Here is a 23,838-nt window from a genome sequence, read left to right as displayed (position 1 = left end):
CCTTATTGCGCCTGGATTCTGAGTTCTGCACTGGAACGGCTGGTGTGGCCAAGCAGCGATTTGACGTCGCTGGACTTGGGTTTGATCAGCCTGAACTTGGGCACATAGGAGTCGAAGTTGGCCAGGATCTCCTCGGCACGCGAGCTGCCTGTCTCGTTGAGGTGCGCCGTGATGATACCGCGCAGGTGCTCCTGATGGATGGCCAGATCCGCCACCTCCAGCAGTTCGACCAGCTCGGGGTTGGTGCGCTTGGCAAAGTTGCCGCACTCGTCGAGCACGTAGGCAAAACCGCCTGTCATGCCCGCCGCGAAGTTGACACCGGTCTTGCCGAGCACGGTGACGATGCCGCCTGTCATGTATTCACAGCCGTTGTCGCCAATCCCCTCGACCACCGCCAAGGCCCCTGAGTTGCGCACCGCGAACCGCTCGCCGGCGGTCCCTGCGGCATAGAGCTTGCCGCCGGTGGCGCCATAGAGGCAGGTGTTGCCGATGATGGCCGCCTCGTGGGATTTGAACGCCACGCCGACGTGGGGTTTGATCACCAGCTTGCCGCCGGTCATCCCCTTGCCCACGTAGTCGTTGGCATCCCCGGTGAGGATCATCTCAAGGCCACCGGCGTTCCAGACGCCGAAGCTCTGGCCGGCGGTGCCGTTGAAGTGCACCTTGACCGGATCGGCCGCCATGCCCTGGTTGCCGTGGCGCTTGACGATTTCGCCGGACAGACGCGCACCCACGGAGCGGTCGGTGTTGCGGATGTCGTAGCGGAACTCGCCGCCACTCATGTTTTCCACCGCGTCCAGCAGGTCTTCCACCATCTTGAGGTTCAAGGGCCCCTTGTCGAAGGTGGGGTTGTGCTGCTGGCTGAACAGACTGGAGCCTGCCGGTGCAACCGGGGCCGCCAGGATGCCGGACAAGTCCAGCTTGGCCTGACGGGCGGTGAGGCCGGGCAGGGCTTCCAGCAGGTCGGTACGACCGATGAGGTCGGTGAGCTGGGTGACGCCAAGCTCGGCCATCAGCTCGCGCGTCTCCTCGGCGATGAACTTGAAGTAGTTCATCACCATCTCCGGCAGGCCGGTGAAGTGTTCGCGGCGCAGCTTCTCATCCTGGGTGGCGACGCCGGTGGCGCAGTTGTTCAGGTGGCAGATACGCAGGTATTTGCAACCGAGCGCCACCATGGGGCCGGTACCGAAGCCAAAGCTCTCGGCGCCGAGGATGGCCGCCTTGATGATGTCGAGACCGGTTTTGAGGCCGCCATCCACCTGCAGACGCACCTTGTGGCGCAGGCCGTTGGCCACCAGCGCCTGCTGGGTTTCGGCCAGGCCCAGCTCCCAGGGAGAGCCGGCGTATTTGACAGAGGTGAGCGGGCTTGCGCCGGTGCCGCCGTCGTAGCCGGAGACGGTAATGAAGTCCGCATAGGCCTTGGCCACGCCACAGGCGATGGTGCCGACGCCAGGTTCGGACACCAGTTTCACCGACACCAGGCAGTTCGGGTTGATCTGCTTGATGTCGAAGATGAGCTGGGCCAGATCCTCGATGGAGTAGATGTCGTGGTGCGGCGGCGGGGAGATCAGGGTCACGCCGGGCACGGAGTAGCGCAGCTGGGCGATTTGCGCGGTGACCTTGTCACCGGGCAGCTGGCCCCCTTCGCCGGGCTTGGCGCCCTGGGCGACTTTTATCTGCACCACGTCCGCGTTCATCAGGTAGTGCGGGGTGACGCCAAAGCGACCGGAAGCCACCTGTTTGATGCGAGAGTTCTTCTCGGTACCAAAACGCTTGGGATCTTCACCGCCTTCGCCGGAGTTGCTCTGACCGCCGAGGCGGTTCATGGCGATGGCCAGGGCCTCGTGGGCTTCAGGGCCGAGGGCGCCGATGGACATGGCCGCGGAGTCGAAGCGGGGGAACAGCCTGGCGGCTGGCTCCACCTGATCCAGCGCAACCGGGGTGGTGCCCTGTTTGAGCGACAGCAGATCCCGCAGGGTGGCGACCGGCCGCTCGTTCACCAGACGGGCATACTCCTTGTAATCGGCATAGTTGCCGGAGCGCACCGCCACTTGCAGGGTCTGCACCACGTCCGGGTTGTAGGTGTGGTACTCGCCACCGTGGACGAATTTCAAGAGGCCGCCCTGGGTCAGCGGCTTGCGGCCGAGCCAGGCCAGACGGGACAGATTGCTCTGATCCTGCTGGATGTCGGCAAAGTCGGCACCCTGGATACGGCTCGATACGCCGCGGAAGCAGAGTTCGACCACGGCCCTGGAGAGGCCGACGGCTTCGAACAGCTGGGAGCAGCGGTAGCTTGCCACCGTGCTGATGCCCATCTTGGACATCACCTTGTAGAGGCCCTTGTTGATGCCGTTGCGGTAGTTGAGCATGGCCTGGCGCAGGCTCATCTTGAGCACGCCCTCTTCTACCTGCTTGGCGAGGGTCTCGTAGGCGAGATAGGGGTAGATGGCGGTGGCGCCAAAGCCCAGCAGCACGGCGAAGTGGTGCGGGTCGCGCACGCTCGCGGTCTCCACCAGGATATTGGCGTCGCAGCGCAGGTTGTTGTCCACCAGGGTACGCTGCACCGCACCCACCGCCATGGCGGCCGGGATGGGCAGGGTATCCGGGCTGATGTCCCGGTCTGACAGTACCAGCAGCACGGCGCCGCTGCGGGCCGCTTCAGCTGCCTCGTGGCAGAGACGCTCAAGGGCAGCCTGCAGCCCCTCTTCGGGCTGGTAGTTGAGGCTCAGCACCGCATGGCGGTAGTGCTCCCCTTCCAGGGCCAGCAACTGGTGGAAGTCGGAGTAGAGCAGGATCGGCGACTGGAACAGCACCCGGTGGGCGTGACCGAAGGTCTCGTTGAACACGTTCTGTTCGCGGCCGATACAGGTGGCCAGGGACATGACGTGATTTTCCCGCAGGGGATCGATGGGCGGGTTGGTCACCTGGGCGAACATCTGGCGGAAGTAGTCGTACAGGGTTCGCTGGCTGGAGGAGAGCACCGCCATCGGGGTGTCATCCCCCATGGAGCCCACCGCCTCCTGGCCATTCTCGCCGAGCACGCGGATCACCTGATCCAGCTCTTCAAAGGAGTAGCCGAACAGCTTCTGGTAAGTCTTGAGCCGGTCATCCGGGAATTCCCGCGATCCCGTGCTGGCATCGTCCATCTGCTCGAAGGGCACCAGGCGCTTGCAGTGCTTGTCCATCCACTGCTTGTAGGTGTGACGGCTCTTGAGATCGTCATCAATTTCGAAGCTGGTCCAGATCTTGCCGTTGCTGGTATCGACCACGAACAGCTCCCCCGGGCCGACACGGCCCTTCTCCAGCACTTCGTCCGGGGTGTAGTCCCAGGTGCCCACTTCGGAGGCCAGCGTGATGAACTTGTCCTTGGTGATGACGTAACGTGCCGGACGCAGACCGTTTCTGTCGAGTGCGCAGGTGGCGTAGCGACCGTCGGTCATGACGATGCCGGCCGGGCCGTCCCAGGGCTCCATGTGCATGGAGTTGAAGTCGTAGAAGGCGCGCAGGTCGTCATCCATGTTCGGGTGCTTCTGCCACGCAGGCGGGATCAGCAGGCGCATGGCACGGAACAGGTCCATGCCGCCGGCCAGGAAGAGATCCAGCATGTTGTCGAGGCTGGAGGAGTCCGACCCCGTGGTGTTGACAAAGGGGGCGGCCTCTTGCAGATCCGGGATCAGCGGAGTGGCGAACTTGTAGCTGCGCGCCTTGGCCCACTGGCGGTTGCCGGCAATGGTGTTGATCTCGCCGTTGTGGGCGAGGTAGCGGAACGGCTGCGCCAGCGGCCAGCGCGGGCTGGTGTTGGTGGAGAAACGCTGGTGGAACACGCAGATGGCGGCCTGCATGCGGATGTCGGCCAGATCCAGATAGAAGCGCGGCAAATCCACCGGCATGCACAGTCCCTTGTAGACGGTGACCAGGTTGGAGAGGCTGACCACATAGAAGTAGTCGTCGCTGATGCGCTTCTCGATGCGGCGGCGCACGATATAGAGGCGGCGCTCGAGATCCTTGTCGACCCAGCCCGGGGGCGCGTTGACAAAGACCTGTTCAATACTGGGCAGGGACGCCTTGGCGATGGAACCGAGTACGTTGGTATCGATGGGCACCTTGCGCCAGCCGACCAGACTCAGGGTCTCTCTTTCCAGCTCCTCGTCGATGATGTCGCGAGTGGCCTGTGCCAGGATGGGATCGGGGTTGAGGAACAGCATGCCGACCGCGTAGTTGCGGCCCAGGTGCCATCCCTTCTCTTCGGCGACCGCTCTAAAGAAGCTGTCGGGTTTTTGCAGCAACAGGCCGCAGCCGTCGCCGGTCTTGCCATCGGCGGAGATACCGCCGCGGTGCTGCATGCGAGCCAAGGCTGACATCGCGAGACGGACAAGCTTGTGGCTGGCTTCCCCTTCCATGTGGGCCAACAGGCCGAAGCCACAGTTATCCCTCTCCAGCTTTGGATCATATAGTGACATTGCATTTCTCCCTTGCTCGGCCTTCCATCGCACTGTCATCAACAGACTGCATAAATTGCGATTGGCTCTTGTGGTTCCGTCCGCCTGAGGTGGCGAATCTCCAAACTAATGGGATTTTCGGGCAAGGTCAATTGGACATCCCGCTTGTTTGCAATGTTACATCGCCATAACAAAATGTGGGTTTTTGAGACTCGATCAGCATTTTCGTGTATTTATGACTGCCTTTTATTTATTTGTTGGCTTTATATTCTGATTATGGACGGTTTAGTGGTTGACTGCATGGTGGAGGGAAACTGTAGTAATTTTACAAAGTCATCTCTGGTGTGCTTGGCGGGGATCACATTTCAGGATCCTGCGTCTTGCATTTGTTCATAAGCAGACTAAACAGGATTTTTTCAGTAGTTACAGTCGGTTATGGGCGAGAGGTTATGACACTTTCCTCCAGGTTGCAGGAGTGACAGGTTGTCAAAAGTGACCGTGAATGCCGACTGTTGGGTATTTATCGCATCTAACGTGAATATTTATATGGTTTTTGGGTAGAGAGCGGGATTGATCCAGCGCAGCCTGCCCGCCGGGCTGCGTCGCTAGAATGGCACCTCATTTCGGAGGTGTCATGCAGTTACACGAACTCATCAATACATTTGGCCAGGATCTCAAGCAACGCCACGGCCAGAAGATCCACAAACTCTCCATCCACGGGGCCTTTACCTGCCCCAACCGGGACGGCACCCTGGGGCGGGGTGGCTGCACTTTCTGCAATGTCTCCTCCTTTGCCGACGAGTCGGCCCAGCAACTCTCCGTGGTGCAGCAACTGCTGGCACGCCGGGACGAGGTGACCCGGGCCAGGCGCTATCTGGCCTACTTTCAGGCCTATACCAGTACTTATGCCGAAGTGGAGTACCTTCAGCGCATGTATGAAGAAGCCTTGTCGGTGAGCGACATGGTGGGGCTCTGCGTCGGAACTCGCCCTGATTGTGTACCCGATGCGGTGCTGGATTTGCTTGCAGGTTATCAGGCCAGAGGTTACGAGGTGTGGCTGGAGCTCGGGCTGCAAAGTGCCAACGACAAGACGTTGCAACGCATCAATCGGGGTCACGGCTATGCCGCTTATGCCGATGCCGTTGCCCGAGCCCATCTGCGAGGCATCAAGGTGTGTGCCCATCTCATCGTCGGCCTGCCCGGCGAGGTGCCGATGGACAGCCTGGAAACCCTGCACCGTATCGTGGAGACCGGCGTCGAGGGGATCAAGCTTCACCCACTGCATGTGGTGGAGGGGAGCACCCTTGGCAAGGCGTGGCAGGCGGGACGGCTGAATGTGTTGACGATGGAGCAGTATGTGGCGGCGGCGGTCGCCATGATCCAGTACACGCCTCCCGAGGTGGTCTATCACAGGGTCTCGGCGTCGGCGCGCCGCCCGACCCTGCTGGCCCCCACCTGGTGCGAGAATCGCTGGAGCGCCATGACCGCCATTGCCGCGGCGCTGGCACGCTCAGGCCCTCAGGGACACTGCCTGGGACGCCCTTTTTCTCTCCCTTCCACAGGCGAGTGCCAACTCTAATTTCGTCAAAAAAACAGTGGGTTATTAGATGAAATTCAGTCTTTGGAGTATAGTTTCGTTCAAGTCACCTTGATAAGATGGTCGGCTTGAAAAAAGATATAGTTATCAATAACTCTTTGCAGTTTGTATACCGGGCGGGCTTTCTTCGTACCGGGTGGCATATTTCTTGGCAACATCAGGTGCCCGGCATGTCCCCTCCGTTTCCGGCATGAAAATCTGTGAGGGAGGCGAGACATGCAGTGTCCCGGCTCTGTGCGCTAATCGGGTTGTGGGTCTGGGTGGCGAGGTCTGTTCTGTTTTTCCGGATCGCCGCCGGGCTTTGGATATTCGGCCCCGAGACAACCTTCTGAATCATGTTTGATGGGATGCTATGCAAGCAGAAACCAGCCATATAGATGAACTGTTGGAGTGCCTGGTCTTTTTGACCCGCTTTTACGGGGTGCCCAACAGTCAGGATGCTCTCACCACCGGCTTGCCACTGGTCTCCGGGCGTCTCAGCACGGCGCTCTTCAGTCGTGCCGCCGAGCGGGGCGGTCTCTCTGCCCGCGAAGTGATCCAGCCCCTTGAACAGATCTCCTCCCTGCTGCTGCCCTGCGTCTTGCAGACGCGCAATGGCGGCGCCTGCATCTTGCTTGAATGGAATGAAGAACGCACCCAGGCGAGGGTCATCTTTCCCCAGGCCGGAGACGCGGCCCAATGGGTCACTCTTGCCCAGCTGGGTGACGAGTACAATGGTCGTTTGTTCTACGTCAAGCGGCAGTTCAAATTTGATGAGCGCTCGCCCAAAGTGCTGGAGACCCGTGATGGTCACTGGTTCTGGAGCACCTTGTTCGAGTCCCGCGGTATCTATCGGGATGTGCTGGTGGCCTCGATCCTCATCAACCTGTTTGCCATCGCCAGCCCCCTGTTCACCATGAACGTCTATGACAAGATTGTGCCCAACCTGGCATTCGACTCCCTCTGGGTGCTGGCGGTTGGAGCCATGGTGGTGTTCACCTTCGACTTCGTGATGCGCCAGCTGCGCAGCTACTTCATCGATATTGCAGGCAAGAAATCCGACGTGCTGTTGTCGGCCAAAATCTTTGCCAAGGTGATGGGCATGAAGATGGAGTCCAGGCCTGCGTCGACCGGTGCCTTTGCCAAGCACTTGCAGGAGTTTGAATCGGTGCGCGAGTTTTTCACGTCGGCCACCGTCTCCACCCTGATCGATCTGCCGTTTGCCATCTTCTTCCTCTTCATCATCTGGATTTTCGCCGGTGTCATGGTGGTGGTGCCCATCATCGCCATCCTGATCCTGGTGGCCTACAGCTTCTACATTCAGGCACCGCTGAAGCAATCCATCGAGGAGGGCTCCCGGCTCGCCTCCCAGAAGAACGCCAATCTGATCGAAAGCATCTCGGGCCTTGAGACCGTGAAGATTTTCGGGGCCGAGAGCATGTTCCAGCACCGCTGGGAGCAGGCGGTGTCCCACATCTCGACCTGGGGCGTGCAGACCCGGCGCATCACCAACTCCATGTCTTCTCTGGCGAGCTACATCCAGCAGGTGGTGACAGTGGGACTGGTGATCGTCGGTGTTTACCAGATCTCGGAAGGGTTGGTGACCATGGGGGGCATGATAGCGGCCGTGATGCTGTCGAGCCGGGCCATCGCCCCCATGGTGCAGCTCTCGGTACTCTCCACTCGCTACAACCAGGCCAAGTCGGCGCTCGAAATCCTGGAGAAGATCATGATGACGCCGGGTGAGCAGGAGGAGGGCAGGCAGTACATCCACCATCCGGTCATCCAGGGGCGCATCGAGTTTGAAAATGTCTCCTTCAAGTATCCGGGCATGGAGAGCAGCACCCTGCACAACATCAACCTGCGCATCGAGCCGGGTGAGAAGGTGGCCATCATCGGGCGGATCGGTGCGGGTAAAACCACGCTGGAGAAATTGCTGATGGGTCTCTACCGTCCGACTGACGGTCTGGTGCGTCTGGACGGCTTTGAGCTGGACCAACTGCCGCCGACCATCATTCGCCGCAACATCGGCTGCGTGCCGCAAGATGTGACCCTCTTCTTTGGTTCCGTGCGGGACAATATCATGCTGGGTAATCCCCTGGTGGACGATGCCCGTGTCTTGCGCGCCGCCAAGCGGGCCGGGGTCACCAACTTTACCAACCGGGATCCCAACGGTCTCGACAGACAGATAGGCGAAGGGGGACGTCAGCTCTCCGGTGGCCAGCGTCAGTCCATCCTGCTGGCTCGCGCCCTGCTCAACGATCCCCCCATTCTGGTGATGGACGAGCCGACCTCCAACATGGACAACCAGTCAGAGATGCACGTGAAGCAGGAGCTGGCGCGGCTCGGCCCCGAAACCACCCTTATCCTCATCACCCACAAGACCTCCATGCTGGATGTCGCTTCCCGGGTCATCGTCGTGGAGCAGGGGAAGATAGTGGCGGACGGTCCCAAAGAGGTGGTGTTGCAGCAATTGAAGGAAGGCAAGGTGCGGGTGCAGGAGACGGCGAATGGTTAACCACTGGTTCAAGAAAACGCCCTCAGATACGGTCTTGCCTGCACCCGAGCATCTCGAGTACGTGGATGACGGCGCCGCCGCCGTGCTGCTGACGACACCCACCCGTGCCAGAGTCCTGCTGTGGGCCTGCTTCCTGTTTTTTGTCAGCGCCATCGTCTGGGCCGCCTGGGCAGAGCTGGATGAAGTGACCGTCGGCCAGGGCAAGGTGATACCGTCGCGCCAGTTGCAGGTGATCCAGAACCTGGAAGGGGGGATCGTCAAGGAGATCTTCGTCAAGGAGGGGGACATCGTCGAGAAGGGACAGCCACTGCTGCGCATCGACGATACCCGCTTCAAGTCGGATTTTCGCGAACGGGAGCAGGAACTGGTCACCCTCAAGGGGGATATCGCCCGCCTGCGCGCCGAAATTCGCAGCGTGGTGGTCAAGAACGAGCCCAATCTGGGCTGGCGTGAACAGGTAGCCATCGACAAACAGGCCATCGAGTTCCCCGAAGGGTACGAGAATGTATTTGCCGAATATGCCGCCCGTGAAAGATCGGTGCAGGAAGCGCGGTTAAACAACCTCAAGAACCAGCTCTACATCCTGGGACAGCAGATCGAGCAGAAAGAGCAGGAGACCATAGAGCTCAATGCCAAGATCCGGACCGTGGGCCGCAGCGTTGATCTGGCTCGTCAGGAGCTGAACATCAGCCGTCCTCTCGCAAAAGAGGGTATAGTTCCTCAAGTGGAGCTAATTAAACTGGAGCGGCAGGTCAACGAAATGCAAGGGGAGCTGGAGGCGAACCGCCTGCTGGTGCCCAAGCTCAACTCGGTACTGCGGGAGACCATCTCGAAGCGAAATGATATCGCCCTGAAATTCCGGGCGGACTCCCAGACCGAGCTAAACGAACGTCAAGGCAAGTTGAGCCAGTTGTCGGAGGGTCAGGTCGGCCTCAGGGACAGAGTCGATCGTACCAGTGTGATCGCGCCTCTCAAGGGGACCATCAAAAAGCTCAAGATTAATACGCTGGGTGGGGTCGTTCAGCCGGGCATGGACCTGATGGAGATAGTGCCGCTGGAAGACACCCTGCTGGTTGAAGCCAAGGTGTCGCCAAAGGACATCGCGTTCCTCAGACCCGGGCTGGAGGCCGTGGTCAAGATAACTGCCTATGATTTCACTATTTATGGAGGTTTACATGGCAAGGTTGAACAGATAAGTGCCGACTCAATCCAGGATGAGGAGGGCAATTCCTTCTATCTGGTGCGAGTACGAACCGAGAAGAGTTATCTGGGCGATGAGCTTAACGCACTTCCCATCATCCCCGGTATGTTAGCCAGTGCAGATATTATTACTGGTAAAAAAAGTGTCCTAGACTACTTGCTGAAACCCATCTTGAGGGCTAAGCAGTCGGCACTGAGAGAACGATAAGCCAACAATCTAAAAACAACATGACTGGAGATACCATGAAGAAGACGATTGTTGCCATGCTGGTTAGTGGCACCATACTGTTCCCGGGCCTGAGCCAGGCACAGACGCTGGAACAGTCAGTGGCGCAGTCACTGGCTACCCATCCGAAAATCAAGGAAGCTTTTGATCTCTATCAGGCACGACTGTATCAGCATGATGGAGCCAAGGGCGGCTATTACCCCACCATTGATCTGCGTGGTGGCGTCGGTTACGAGAAGACTGACAGTCCCTCGACCCGTGCCGCAGGTCCCAATTCACAGACGATCGATGACTCCATGACGCGCAAGGAGGCCGGGATCAGCCTTCGCCAGATGCTGTTTGACGGCTTTGATGTCAGCAGCAACGTGGCACGGACCGATGCCGCCGCCCAGGCCCAGCGCCTGGCGATGATCTCCGAGGCGGAGAACACGGCCCTGCGCGTGGCCGAGGTCTATCTCAACATGCTGCGTCAGCAGGAGATCCTGGAGCTGTCCAAGCAGAACCTTGAAACCCACGAGCAGATCCGCAGTGACATCCAAAAACGGACCGACTCCGGTCTTGGGTCGACCGCTGACCAGACCCAGATCGACGGTCGTGTGGCTCGGGCTTACTCCAATCAGGCGGCGGCGGAGAACAACTATCGGGATGCCGAGAGTGAGTTCATCCGTGTCGTCAATGAAGTGCCCAAGGATCTCGTTCAGCCAGTACCGAACACCCAGCTCCTGCCAGCAACACTGGAAGATGCGCTGAAGACGGCAACAGAGGTTCACCCGACCCTGCTGTCATCCCTGCAGGACATCGAAGAGGCGAAGTACCAGCATGAAGGCTCCAAGTCAGGGTTCTACCCGAACGTAGCCTTTGAAGTGGATCAGAACTGGAACGAGGACATCGATGCGGTCAAAGGCCGTAACGACGATCTCACCGCCATGGTCCGGATGCGTTACAACCTGTTCCGCGGTGGGTCCGATCTGGCAGAAAGCAAGGCAACCTCTGCGCTCTATTCCCAGGCCAAAGACATTCACATGAATGCCTTCCGTCAGGTGGAAGAGGGGACCCGCCTCGCCTGGAACGCCAAAGAGTCGCTGGCCAAGCAAAAAGTCTTCCTCAAAGAGCACGTGGACGCCAGCTATGACACCGTACAGGCGTACAAGAAGCAATTCGGCCTGGGCCAACGGACCTTGCTGGACGTGCTGAACACGGAGAACGAACTGTTCGAGGCTCGCCGCAGCTACATCACGGCCGAGTACGACTCCCTGTTGGCGGATTATCGTATCCTCAATGCCACCGGTGGTCTGCTCAATGCCCTGAATGTGCAGCAACCGGCTGAATGGCAGGCCAACAACAACTGATGGCCCTGCCACTGATGTCATATCAGGCAAGGGGAATGGCTGCAGCGTGCTGCAGTCATTCTTTTATGCGTCCGGCGGTCAGGGGATGATGGCGGCGTCATGACACAGAAAGAAGTGGCATCGACAGGCTGGAGCCGACGTGATGGGTATCGAGCTATCGCAGGTGCACGTGCGCCCTGGCGGGTTCGCCTGCTATGGCTGGCCCTGCTGGCGATCCCCCTGCTGCTCAGCGCCAGCCAGCCTCTCTCACCGGAGGATATGAAACTGGTCAAGCGCGCGGAGGAGACCTATGGCCCCAGGGCCGGCAAACGGGTCACCAGCTGGCGCACTTTGGCAATGCAGAACAAGGCAGCGGGGCTGACGGATCGGCAGAAGCTGGAGAAGGTGAACCAGTTCTTCAACCAGATGCGTTTCATCGATGACATCAAGTTGTGGCACAAGAAGGATTATTGGGCGACACCGCTGGAATTTCTGGGCGCAGCAGGAGGAGATTGTGAAGACTTCAGCATTTCCAAGTATTTTACCTTGCTGGAACTTGGCATCCCTGATGAAAAAATGCGAATGGTATATGTCAAGGCATTGGATTATAACCAGTTTCATATGGTCGTTGCCTACTATGAGACGCCTGCGGCAGTGCCCCTGATTCTGGACAATCTTGTCGGATCAATTCGCCCGGCGACCCAACGGGCGGATTTGTTGCCAATTTACAGTTTTAACGGTAGTCACTTGTGGCTGATGAAGGCGCGTGGTCAAGGGGAACTGGCCGGGCAATCATCCCGCTTGGGATTATGGACAGACTTACGCAATCGCATGACATCGGGGCGATTGGCTCGGCCTGCGGTCAATTTGGATGATTAACCTATGACGCTCTACAGACAACTATTGGCAACCATGCTGCTGCTGTTCGGATTGCTGTTTGCCGCCACCTATTGGGTGCAATTCAATTCGACCCGCAACTACCTGGCGCAGCAGCAGGAGACCACCGTCATCAATACGTCCACCGCACTCGGTCTGGCGCTGACCCCCTATCTGGAGAACGGCGACAAGGTCAGTGCCGAATCCGTGATCAAGGCGGTGTTCGACGGGGGTTACTACAAGCTGGTCCGTCTCGATCTGCTGGCCTCCAAGGATGTCATCGAGCTGGAGAACAGCAGCCATATCGAAGGGGTCCCACAGTGGTTCATTGGGCTGGATCTGTTCCCTGAAGTGGCCAATGAATCGATTTTGACGTCGGGTTGGCTGCAACTGGGCAAGCTGAAGGTCGTCGGCCACCCTGGACAAGCCTACTACGAGCTTTGGAAAGGAATGAGCGAACTGGCCACCTGGTTCCTGGTCGGCTTTCTCGTCACCACTCTCTTGCTGATGCGGGCGCTCAATTATCTGCTCAAACCGCTCAAGCTGATTTGCGATCAGGCGGTTGAAATCGAGCTGCACCATTTCGGCCACGCCATTCCCGAGCCCAAGACCCGCGAGCTGCGGCAAGTGGTACAGGCCATCAATACCCTTTCCAGCAAGCTTGCCGTGCAGTTCAAAGAGCAGGCCGACGAGGCCGAGAATCTGCGAGCCCGCGTCTATGTGGATGCCGTCTCCGGGCTTGGCAACCGCTCTTACTTCGTCGGGCAGGTCAATGCCTGGATTGCGGAGGCCGGGCAGGGCGGGGTCATGCTGGTGGCCGTCGACATGCTGGACGATCTCTATCGGGAAGAGGGCTTTGCTGCAAGGGACAACATGGTCAAATCCATTGCACAGGTGCTCAGGGAACTGCTGGATGGCTGGGATGGCGCGGCGCTGGCCCGGATCTCGGCGACGGAGTATGCCTTGCTCTGCCCCACCGATGATCTGTCTCAGCTCAAGGAACTGGCGGAGCTCATCAACAGCCGTATCGCCGATCTGGTTGTCAATCCCATGGGAGAAAGCGGAGCGCTGTCCGTCGTCGGCATCGCTGGCCGTGATGGCAATGACGATCTCTCGGCCCTGCTGACGAAGGCGGATAACGCCCTTGGCAAAGCGCGCAATGAGCGGCGCGGTGCCGTCGTGATGGAAGGCGGCAATGAGCAGGGACTGATGGGACGCCTTGCCTGGCGAGACCTGGTGCAGGATGCCATTGCCAGACATCTCTGGCGCTTCAAGGCACAGCCTGCATGCCGCTTCGATGATGGTACCCGCCTGCATGCCGAGTTGTTCGCGGCCATCTCGCGAGATGGAACGGATTACTTCGCAGGGCAGTTCTTGCCTGCGATCGAGCAGTTCAAGATGGGGGCCGAGTTTGACAAGGCGGTGCTGGAAGCCTGCGTCCCCTTGTTCAAGCAGCAACCGGAATTGGTGTTGGCAGTCAATATCACGGCGGGTTCTCTCTGTTCGGATGAGTTCCTGACATGGCTCAGAGGCTATCTGTCGCTGAACGTGGAGCTGAAGGAGCGACTGCTGTTCGAGATCCCGGAAGCGGCCATCATGAAACACAAAGAGTATGTGACTCATCTGGTTGAGCTGTTGCGAGAGCACGGCTTCTTGTGGGGGGTCGATCACTATGGCCGGCACTTCCAGTCCCTCGGCTATCTGGAAGAGCTGACCCCCGCCTATGTCAAGGTGGACCACGGGTATACCAGCCAGGTCATGGAACCGGGCGCCGATACCTCCTTCCTGGCGGCTGTCTGTCGGGCTGCCCACAACGCGGGTGTCACGACCATCGCCACCCGGGTGGAAGATCAACGGCAGGTTGAATTGTTGTCCAGTTTGCATATCGATGGTTATCAGGGGTTCGTTCACCCGGCATTTCCACTGGTATAAGCGGTACAACTCGATAGAAAGGGGCCCATTAAGGGCCCTTTTTTATATCTGTTTAGAATATGTACATCATTTTTACGCGACATATAGGTAATATCACTAAAACTCGCGCTGTTACTTAATTGATTTTTATATGTAAAAAATATTCGTTCGATTCGCTGCATCGGATGAAGTCAAAGAGACTCAACCCTGTACATTTTTGCAACGGAAGCAGGACGGGGGCGTATCTAGAGTGTAGGCATCAAGATCTGTCACCCTGGAGCAATGGATATGCGCACCCAAATCATCGACAAAACCGTGGTCGTCTCTTCCGTAGAAGGCAACGTTCAGATCCTGCTTGCCGATGGCAGCAGTCGCCCTCTCCAGCCTGGCGAGATCCTGCAGCCTGGCGCCAGACTCAATATCGCTGATGATGCCAAATTGATGCTGGCGCCCTACGATGACAAACCTGCAGAGGGCAATGGTGTCCCGGCAGGGACAGAGATGCCTCCAGAGGGGCAATCTTCCTCATCGGTTGCCAATCATCAGCAAGGCTCGCCTGAAGTGTCGCCAGAAATTGCGGCGTTGCAACAATCCATCCTGCAAGGGGTTGACCCGACCAAGAACTTCGAAGCCTCTGCTGCCGGTGGGGCACCTGCCGCCGGTGGTGGTGGCGGTATCGGCGGGGTCGCTGGGGCCAGTGGCAATGGTGGTTTTGTTGTCATAGACCGCATCGGAGATGCGACCATAGCCGAGGCCGGATTCGATACCGGCTATGACACGTTGATCGATCAAAATGTGCTGCAGGAAGACGATCTTCTGCCCGAGAATCAGCTCGATGATCAGGATGAGTCTGTTGTCACCCAGGAAGATCAGGCCATCAGTGGCAATGTGCTCGACAACAGCAACAATCCGGATGGTCCCCTTGATTCGTCTGTCATTTCCTATAGCTGGGGCAGCAATCAGGGAATTGCTGCTGGCGTTGAGAGCACGCTGGATGGGATTGGTACGCTGATCATCAATGCGGACGGCTCCTATACCTTTACCGCCGCGCTGAACTACACAGGCCCCGTACCTGCGGTCAATTACACCGTAACGGATGGGGATGATACCAACGACTCCACTCTGACCATCACCATCACCCCTGTAGATGAGCCTGTCTCGCTGAATGGATTGCAGGTCGAGGGTGGTGAGCTTGTCCTTGATGAAGCCGCGTTGCCGGATGGCTCAGCCCCCGATGGCGCCGCCTTGACCAAGAGCAGTACCTTTACATTCAATGCGGCAGATGGAGTGCAAAGCCTGACGCTGGGAGGTGTGACGCTGATCAGCAATGGCCAGGTCTTGACCACCTTCCCCCAGGGGATCCCCAGTCCTTTGGGCAATCAACTGCTGGTGACCGGCGTCAGCTACAACCCGGTGACAGGGGTTGGCAGCGTGACCTACAGCTACACCCTGAACGATAACGAAGCACATAACAAACCTGCAAATGATGGGGCTCTGACGGAGAGCTTCAACGTCGTGTTGACGGACCTTGATGGCGACACGACCAGTGCAGGGCTGGATGTCGTGGTGCTGGACGACGTGCCGACGGCGGTGAGCGACGTCAACCTGACGGTAGCGAGCGAGAACAACCTGGTCCTCAATGGCAACGTCATCACCAACGACGTGCGCGGGCACCCTGAGCGGGACCTACGGCAGCCTGGTGCTCAATGCCAACGGCACCTACACCTACACCCTCAACCCGAACGACGGTGACTTCAAGGCGCTGACCGGGGGCGGGGTGGGCAGCGAAGTGTTCACCTACACCCTGACGGATGCGGACGGAGACGTGAGCACGGCGACCCTGACCCTGACCATCAAGAACGACGATGACGGGGTGACCATCACCAACCTGACGCCCAAGGGCGAGGGCGGGGATGCGAAGGTGTACGAGGACGACCTGCTGGCGACCCGCGGCGAGAATGAGTCGGCGGGGTCGGACAGCAGCAAGGAGTCGACCACGGTGACGGGGGACTTCACCATCAGCGCACCGGACGGGGTGAAGACCCTGAGCGTGGGTGGCATCAACATCGTGGTGAACGGGGTGGTGGCGGGCTTCCCGCTGAGCGGGGTGACCACGCCGCTGGGCAACACCCTGACCATCACCGGGTACAACCCGGCGACCGGGCTGGTGAGCTACAGCTACACCCTGAACGACAATGAGGCGCACCCGACGGCGAACGGCAACAACAGCCTGTTCGAAGACTTCGCGGTGAGCCTGGTGGACAGCGACGGGGACTCGGCCTCGAACACCCTGAGCGTGCAGATCGTGGATGACGTGCCGACGGCCAACGATGATGCTGACAGTGCCACTGAAGGTGTGTTCACTCCGGTGACGGGGAATGTCATTACCGGGGCGGGTACCATCGGCGGTACAGCCGGTGCCGGGGTGGACGTCATGGGGGCGGATGGTGCGGCAATCAGCCAGGTCGTGAGCTCGAACGGCAATTCAGACAGTAATCCTGCCGGTGGATTCACAGTGACCGGGCTGTATGGGACGCTGACCATGGGGCTGGATGGCGAATACAGTTATACGCTCACGGCGGCATCGGTTCCCGTGGGGGCCTCGGAGGTATTTACCTACACGCTCAAAGATGGCGATGGTGATACGGATCCGGCAACTCTGACCATCAATATTGCTCAGGATACCCGTGTCCCTGTATTGACCATCGGCAATGCGACGGTTGATGAGGAGGGACTGCCTGAGGGGACGGCTGCCAGTGGTAATTCGGAGATATTCAATGGCAGCTTCACCATCAACACCCAGGGGGAAAATCTGACTACCTTGACCATCGGTGGGCAGACTTACAACTTGACCAGTGGCGGCAGTCAGACCTTGATCAACAATACGGAAGGAATGCTGACGGTAACCGGTGTCAGCGGACCCACGGCCGGTGTCTACACGGTGAACTATACCTACACGCTCAAAGACAATGTGCTGACTCACAACGTTCAAGGCAACAGTGATACAGCGAATGGTCCGAGTTTCGTCGTGTCGGCTACGGATGCCAGTGGCGACAGTGGCACGGGTAACCTGCAGGTTGTGATCAGTGATGATGCCCCCATTGCCAATGCTGTTACCAATGCAGGCCAGGCGACTCAGGTGCAGAACACGAATCTGATGTTGATCCTCGATATCTCCGGCAGTATGGGTGATCCATCGGGCTATCAAGGCATGACTCGGATGCAGGTGATGCAAAAGTCCGCTTTGGAGCTGCTGGACAAATACAGCGCCTACGGCAGCGTCATGGTCAATATCGTGACCTTCTCCACTTCAGCCGCCAATCCGACCGGGGTGTGGGTCTCGGTCGATGTAGCCAAGGCCATCATCCTTGGCCTTACCCCCACGGACTCGACCAACTACGATGATGCACTGAACGAGGCAATCAAAGCCTTTGGCGATACAGGTAGACTCGCTAATGCGCAAAATGTCTCTTACTTCATGTCGGATGGTCTGCCAAATGCCAACTCGTTGAGCGGTACCCCCGCCACAGTTCCTGATGGCAACAACTCGCTTGGCGGTGGGAACGGGATCGATGGTGACGGCACGACACTGAGCGGTGAAACCAAGGACTGGGCCGATTTCCTGACGGCGAACAACATCAATTCATACGCGCTCGGGATGGGCTCGGGAGCGACCCAGTCTGCACTGGATCCCATTGCCTACAACGGGGTCAGTGGTGCCAGCCCGGCGAATACCACCGCAGTGGTGGTGACTGACTTCAGCCAACTGACCGCGACCCTTTTGAGCACTGTGGTAGCTCCGCCTCTGGCAGGACAACTGATCAACGGGGTAGCAGCGAGTGCTGGGGCCGACGGTGGCTGGCTCAATGCCATTACCGTGGGCGGGGTGACTTATACCTACAACCAGAAGACGGACTCCGCTGGCGTCTCGGGAGGAACATCAGTCGGGACTTTCAATACAGCGACCAATGAATGGACCATTACACTTGCAGGCGGCATCCTCAAGGTGGATATGGACAACGGCGCCTACACCTATACTCCGCCGACATCCATTCCGCTCGGGGGGATAAATCAGGTCGTGGGTTACAGTGTGATAGACAATGATGGGGATACTGCGTCCAGCACCTTGTCCATCGTTATCAACCCGGCGGTCGGTCCTACCGTGGTTCGTGATGACTTTATCATCACCAACCAGGACCCGGCGACCATTCCGGATTGGGCTCTGCTTGCCAATGACACCGGGCCTCTGGCTGCGACCCAGATGATCACGGGCGTCTCGGGAGCTGTGGGAGGGACCGTCACAGACAATGCAGGCTCGGTAACATTTGATGATACCTCCGGCAATGCGACTCCCAACTCTTACGAGGGTTCGTTCAACTACACCAATAGCACGACCACAGATACGGCCAAGGTGTATGTGGATGTGCAGAGCGGTTTGACACTTACCGGGAGCTATCTCGACGAGATCCTTATTGGGGGATCTGGAAACGATACGCTCAACGGCAATGCCGGGAACGACATCCTGCTTGGAGGACTCGGTAACGACACCTTGAATGGTGGTGAGGGCAATGATCTCCTGATCGGTGGCGCTGGCAACGATACCCTGAACGGCGGCAACGGCAATGATACGGCCAGTTACTTCGACAGCGCTGCTGGGGTCACGGTCACAGTCAATGGTGCCAGTCAGAATACCGGAGGGGCAGGGACAGACAGCCTGAGCAACATGGAAAATCTGGTAGGGTCCATGTTCAACGACAGCCTGACCGGCGATGGTAATGCCAACGTCTTGAGCGGACTGGCAGGTAACGACATCTTGAGTGGTGGTGGTGGCGACGACCTGCTGATTGGGGGTACCGGCAGTGATACCCTGACTGGTGGGGCTGGCAAGGATACCTTCAAATGGATGGCAGGTGATGCAGGAGGCACGGATACCATCAAAGACTTCACCACGGGGGCCAATGGAGATGTTCTGGACCTGAGTGAACTGCTCAGTGGTGAGCATGCCGATGCGAGCACACTGGATCACTATCTTACCTTTGCTCCTGGTCCGGGCAGTGGCAAGTCGACACTGACCATTGATCTGGATGGAGCGGGAAGTGGCACCACGACTCATACCATCCTCTTTGACAACGTGGATCTGACGGCCGGTAAATCCAATCTGCAGATCATTCAGGATCTGCTGGATCAGGGCAACCTCAAGGTCGATCCGTAAGCAGGGTATGGGGGCCGGGTGTGCCCGGCCCCTGTTATTTGATGGAGTGGGCAGATAAGATAGCTGCAGTATCAGGAGAGGGTCACCATGCAGTCATTCAACTGGGTCGACATCGACGGCATTCGCTATAGCTGGAACGGGCAGGACAATATCGTCTGCACCGGCCGCTTTGGCTATCAGGCCACGATGACGGGTGACACGCTCAACGGTCTGGAGCTGGAGAGCGAAGATGGTGAGGTGGCGGGGTTGCTGAATGTGGACTTTGCCGCTTCTCGTATCAGCTTCACGCCGGCAGAAGATGCGCCCCTGCCCCACATGATGGTGCTGGTCGGCCATGAGTGGGGGCAGCAGGAGTATTCGTTGCAGAGCCTGAGCGATACCTCCTTGCAGGGGCTGCTCAGCCACGGCGAGGAGCTTGACTGGGGGGCGCTGGCCGTCGTGACGACGTCCGAGCCGAATCTGCCATCACAAGGTCATGTTCTGTCGTGGGATTCGTTCCACTTTGAGGATGAATCGCTGTTTGGCAGCCCGGCGCCTGCTCCCGTGATGACAAGCCATGGCAATTCAGGAGGAGGGGAGATCAGCATCAATATCGACATGACCAATCAGGTGCTGGACCAGATCCCGCCGACACACGATATATGAATCCCAATCGACGACATGCATAATGACCTCCATCTAAATGATGGAGGTTTTTTTATGTGGCGTCCCCTTCTTACCCTGTCCGCGCTGGTTGTCAGTGCTCCGTTGCTTGCCATCGAGGTTCCTCAGGCCCCCCATCTGGTCGTCAGTGGCTATGCGGAGCAGAAGGCTGAACCAGACATGCTGACGCTCAATGTCGCCGTCACGGCACTGGAGAAGCAGGGCATCAAGGCCAAACAGCAGGTAGATACCAAGGTAGCAGCCTTCTTTGGCCAGCTGGAGAGCCTGGGCATCAAGCGCAGCGACGTGGAGGCTGGCAATCTGGTGATCTCCCCCGAGTACCAGTACCCCCAGAACAAGCAACCCGAAATGGTGGGTTACCGTGCCCAGCGTCAGCTGGCGGTCAAACTCTACCAGCTCGACAAGTTGAGCCAGCTGATGGACACCGCCCTCAAGGCGGGTCTGGAGTCCGTGACCCAGATAGAGTACGGCCTGAAGTCACCACAGGTCATCAAGGAGCAGGCCCGGCTTGGTGCTGTTGCTGATGCCACGAGCAAGGCGGAATCCCTGGCCAAGGCTTTCGGCATGAAGCTTGGCAAGGTGTATAGCGTTGAATACCGCAACAGTTCCCCCATGCCGGTCTATACCCGTGCCATGAAGGCTGCGGCAGCCCCTGCCGCCGACATGATGGAAAACAGCTATCAACAGCAGCAGATCAGCATCACTGACAATGTAGAAGCCGTCTTCCTGCTGGAATAACACAGCCCCTTTGTCCATCACTCAAACCCGAGGCAACCCCTCGGGTTTGTCATTGCTGGGGCTGGCAGGACAAGCGAGCCGCGAACTGGGTCAAGTGAAACGGGAATGGAATAAAAAAATGCCGGTCAGTGACCGGCATTTTTGCTGGAGAGGCATGATGCCTAGCCCAGGTTGGTAGCCAGCTTGCGTTGGCTCTTCTGTTTGAGCAGATAGCCGATACCGAGTACCAGGACCCAGGCCGGGATCAGCTCGACCGAGATGCGGGTGCCATCGTTCATGTACATGATCACCAGGATGGCGGCCATGAAGGCGAGGCAGAGGTAGTTGCCAAACGGGCTCCACAGTGCCTTGAACTTGGTGGTGACGCCTTCTGCAGCCTTCACCTTGCGGAACTTGAGGTGCGCCAGGCTGATCATGGCCCAGTTGATGACCAGGGCGGAGACCACCAGGGACATCAGCAGACCAAAGGCCTTGCCCGGGATCAAATAGTTGATGAGCACGCACAGCAGGGTGGCCGCGGCCGAGATGGTGATGGCGGTCAGGGGCACGCCGCTCTTGTTGGTCTTGAGCAGGGCCTTGGGGCCGTTGCCCTGCTTGGCCAGGCCAAACAGCATGCGGCTGTTGCAGTAGACGCAGCTGTTGTACACCGACAGCGCGGCGGTCAGCACCACCAGGTTAAGTACGTTGGCTACCAGGTTGCTGTCGAGCGCATGGAAGATCATCACGAACGGGCTGCCGCCTTCCACTACCTTGCCCCAGGGATAGAGGGAGAGCAGTACGGTGAGGGCACCGATGTAGAAGATGAGGATGCGGTAGATCACCTGGTTGGTGGCCTTTGGGATGCTCTTCTCGGGATTGTCCGCTTCCGCTGCCGTGATGCCGACCAGCTCTAGACCGCCGAAGGAGAACATGATGAAGGCCATTGCCATCACCAGCCCGCCGACGCCGTTGGGGAAGAAGCCACCCTGGGCCCAGAGGTTGCTGACCGTGGCCTCGGGGCCACCGCTGCCGGAGAACAGCATCCAGCCGCCGAATCCGATCATGCCGAGAATGGCGACCACCTTGATGATGGCGAACCAGAACTCCATCTCGCCGAACGCCTTGACGTTGGAGAGGTTGATGGCGTTGATCAGCACGAAGAAGAAGGCCGCCGACATCCAGGTCGGGATCTCGGGCCACCAGTACTGGACATAGATACCGACTGCCGTCAGCTCGGCCATGCTCACCAGTACATAGAGCACCCAGTAGTTCCAGCCGGAGGCGAAGCCGGCGAAGTCACCCCAGTACTTGTAGGCAAAATGGCTGAATGAGCCGGCAACCGGCTCTTCCACCACCATCTCGCCCAGCTGGCGCATGATGAGGAAGGCGATGAAGCCGCCGATGGCATAGCCCAGCAGCACCGCAGGGCCCGCCATCTTGATGGTGTCGGCAATGCCGAGGAACAGGCCGGTACCGATGGCACCGCCCAGTGCGATGAGCTGGATATGGCGGTTTTTCAGACCGCGCTTGAGCTCCTCGCCGTGTTGTTGAAGATCCATGCTTCCTTCCTTACGTCGCTGAAATCACTCGGCTCGCGTCCCGTCAGCCACAGCACGTCCTCTGCCTGGCGCGGCATCTTGTGCCGAAAACGTGACGAAATCCGTATTTATATCGTTACGGTTTGCCGCTGGCTGTTTTTTGTAGCGGCTACCAACCCGAGCAGAATAGTGATAATCGACCGTCCATGCACCTGTTTTCCTCATCATTGGCTGCTGTTTTGTGCGCCATGCAGGTTTTTCATGATCTGGAAAGGGGTTTTGAGAGTGATTGCTTGTTTTGTGTTCGAGTGGATTTCCATCTCTTGACTCGGTTCTGTTTTCATGGCTTTGTTTCCCTTTGATAAAAAGGGACTCATATGATTGAGCGCATAGTCGGTGGCCTGGTGATGGCCGTGCTCTGGCTCGGGATCTGGCTATCCCCCATGTTGCTGACGATGGCGATGAGCAGCCTTGTTGTCTGGGGCTGGTTGGGAGCGGATTACCTGGTGAACCACATCGCCATGGTGCTCATCCTTGCTGCCGGGATGGGGCTGGTGCCAGCCTGCTGGCTGAGCGAGCGAGTCCGCAAGGGCAGGGGACTCATCCATTTTCACGGCATGTTGATGAACAACAAGGAGCTCAACAAGCCCTGAGCCTGCTCGCCCCGCGAGTGATGGGATGCCAGCGATGATGCTGGCATCATTTTTTCATCCTGTTCTTCTGTTTCGTTATCTTGCCACTGACTTGTTTAAATGGTGTGTTGTGCTGTCACAGCCTTGCAGGTTAGCAGAGCTGGCGGCGAAGGCCGGTCGCTTCCAGGATCTTGGCGCTGATCTCCTCGACCGAGTGGGAGCTGGTATCGAGGAAGCGGATCGCCTCCTGGCGGAACAGCCTCTCGACGCTGGCCAGCTCCTGTTTGCATTGATCAAGCGAGGAGTAGCGGCTGTTGGCGCGGCGCTGGTTGCGGATCTCGTGCAGCCGCTGCGGCATGATGGTGAGGCCGAACAATTTGTGGCGATTGGCCTTGAGGGCGGCGGGCAGCTCCAGCGATCCCATGTCCTGCTCGATAAAGGGATAGTTGGCGGCGCGAATGCCAAATTGCAGTGCCAGATAGAGGCTGGTCGGTGTCTTGCCGCAACGGGAGACCCCGATGAGGATGATGTCTGCCTCGTCATACTCCCTGGTGGTGATGCCATCGTCGTTGGCCAGCGCAAAGTTGACTGCTTCGATGCGATCGTCGTACAGCTTGCGGTTTTCCATGCCATGGGTGCGGTGCAACCTGGGTTCGGCCTTGATACCGAGCTCCTGTTCGAGAGGGCTAACGAAGGTGTTGAGAAAATCGTGGCTGCTGGCCTGGGCCTTGAGCACCTCTTCACGCACCATGGGGTCGACGATGGTGTGAAACAGGATGGGGCGCACCCCGGTCTGGCGAAACTGCTCGTCAATGCGTGCCCGTACCTGGCGCGCTTTTTCCTGGGTCTCGACAAAGGGGATGGTGACCTGTTCGAAGGCCAGGGGAAACTGGCTCAACACGGCGTGGCCGAAGACTTCGGCGGTGATGGCGGTGCCGTCGGATACATAGAATACGGTGTGCACTGCGGACTCCTGTGGTGCGCTCCAGGGGGCGGCGAGAA

General features: G+C 58.6%; 14 protein-coding genes. 11 read left to right on the top strand and 3 right to left on the bottom strand.

Annotation, left to right across the window (positions count from 1 at the left end; all coding sequences use genetic code 11):
* Nucleotides 1-2: 2 nt before the first annotated feature.
* On the bottom strand, nucleotides 3-4,460 hold the full coding sequence (gene gltB, locus BGO64_RS18730) for a glutamate synthase large subunit (protein ID WP_286701172.1): 4,458 nt from the start codon (nucleotides 4,458-4,460) through the stop codon (nucleotides 3-5).
* Between the two features lie 613 nt (nucleotides 4,461-5,073).
* On the opposite strand from gltB, the gene mnmL reads away from it, so the two are divergent.
* The 10 genes from mnmL to BGO64_RS18680 all read left to right on the top strand — a co-directional run bounded on the left by mnmL (nucleotide 5,074) and on the right by BGO64_RS18680 (nucleotide 20,687).
* Nucleotides 5,074-6,018 carry a tRNA modification radical SAM protein MnmL/YtqA gene (gene mnmL / locus BGO64_RS18725; protein WP_286701171.1) on the top strand — a complete coding sequence of 315 codons (945 nt, stop codon included), beginning with the start codon at nucleotides 5,074-5,076 and terminating at the stop codon, nucleotides 6,016-6,018.
* 370 nt (nucleotides 6,019-6,388) lie between these two features.
* Nucleotides 6,389-8,533 carry a type I secretion system permease/ATPase gene (locus BGO64_RS18720; RefSeq protein WP_029314735.1) on the top strand — a complete coding sequence of 715 codons (2,145 nt, stop codon included), beginning with the start codon at nucleotides 6,389-6,391 and terminating at the stop codon, nucleotides 8,531-8,533.
* On the top strand, nucleotides 8,526-9,941 hold the full coding sequence (locus BGO64_RS18715; protein ID WP_286701170.1) for an HlyD family type I secretion periplasmic adaptor subunit: 1,416 nt from the start codon (nucleotides 8,526-8,528) through the stop codon (nucleotides 9,939-9,941). The genes BGO64_RS18720 and BGO64_RS18715 overlap by 8 nt, the downstream gene beginning before the upstream one ends.
* A gap of 35 nt (nucleotides 9,942-9,976) precedes the next feature.
* Entirely contained in the window at nucleotides 9,977-11,308 is a 1,332-nt protein-coding gene (locus tag BGO64_RS18710; protein WP_010675164.1) for a TolC family outer membrane protein, read from the top strand.
* Between the two features lie 114 nt (nucleotides 11,309-11,422).
* Complete coding sequence (locus tag BGO64_RS18705; RefSeq protein ID WP_410169903.1) at nucleotides 11,423-12,166, top strand: transglutaminase-like cysteine peptidase; 744 nt, start codon at nucleotides 11,423-11,425, stop codon at nucleotides 12,164-12,166.
* Between the two features lie 3 nt (nucleotides 12,167-12,169).
* Nucleotides 12,170-14,095, top strand: a complete 1,926-nt coding sequence (locus BGO64_RS18700) for an EAL domain-containing protein (protein ID WP_048207928.1) — start codon at nucleotides 12,170-12,172, stop codon at nucleotides 14,093-14,095.
* A 267-nt stretch (nucleotides 14,096-14,362) separates the two neighbouring features.
* Nucleotides 14,363-15,826 carry a retention module-containing protein gene (locus BGO64_RS18695; protein ID WP_286701169.1) on the top strand — a complete coding sequence of 488 codons (1,464 nt, stop codon included), beginning with the start codon at nucleotides 14,363-14,365 and terminating at the stop codon, nucleotides 15,824-15,826.
* A complete protein-coding gene (locus tag BGO64_RS18690) occupies nucleotides 15,774-19,286 on the top strand; it encodes a beta strand repeat-containing protein (RefSeq protein ID WP_286701168.1) in 3,513 nt (1,170 codons plus the stop codon). The genes BGO64_RS18695 and BGO64_RS18690 overlap by 53 nt, the downstream gene beginning before the upstream one ends.
* An 87-nt stretch (nucleotides 19,287-19,373) precedes the next feature.
* On the top strand, nucleotides 19,374-19,931 hold the full coding sequence (locus tag BGO64_RS18685) for a hypothetical protein (RefSeq protein ID WP_042879892.1): 558 nt from the start codon (nucleotides 19,374-19,376) through the stop codon (nucleotides 19,929-19,931).
* 54 nt (nucleotides 19,932-19,985) lie between these two features.
* Nucleotides 19,986-20,687: an SIMPL domain-containing protein gene (locus tag BGO64_RS18680; protein ID WP_010675156.1), complete on the top strand. Its 702-nt coding sequence runs from the start codon at nucleotides 19,986-19,988 to the stop codon at nucleotides 20,685-20,687.
* A 161-nt stretch (nucleotides 20,688-20,848) separates the two neighbouring features.
* Here BGO64_RS18680 and BGO64_RS18675 read toward each other — a convergent pair whose 3' ends face one another.
* A complete protein-coding gene (locus BGO64_RS18675; protein ID WP_010675155.1) occupies nucleotides 20,849-22,225 on the bottom strand; it encodes an amino acid permease in 1,377 nt (458 codons plus the stop codon).
* Between the two features lie 356 nt (nucleotides 22,226-22,581).
* Between BGO64_RS18675 and BGO64_RS18670 the strand changes: the two genes are divergently transcribed.
* Entirely contained in the window at nucleotides 22,582-22,857 is a 276-nt protein-coding gene (locus BGO64_RS18670) for a hypothetical protein (RefSeq protein ID WP_080944247.1), read from the top strand.
* A 130-nt stretch (nucleotides 22,858-22,987) separates the two neighbouring features.
* Here BGO64_RS18670 and ppsR read toward each other — a convergent pair whose 3' ends face one another.
* Nucleotides 22,988-23,800, bottom strand: coding sequence for a posphoenolpyruvate synthetase regulatory kinase/phosphorylase PpsR (gene ppsR / locus BGO64_RS18665; protein ID WP_010675153.1), 813 nt, complete (start codon nucleotides 23,798-23,800; stop codon nucleotides 22,988-22,990).
* Nucleotides 23,801-23,838: the final 38 nt, after the last annotated feature.

The organism is Aeromonas sp. 62-46 (assembly GCF_001898585.1).
In the GTDB taxonomy this organism is placed as follows: domain Bacteria; phylum Pseudomonadota; class Gammaproteobacteria; order Enterobacterales; family Aeromonadaceae; genus Aeromonas; species Aeromonas caviae.
Note: the sequence above shows the minus strand (reverse complement) of the source record. Positions and strands in the feature narration are given on the sequence as shown.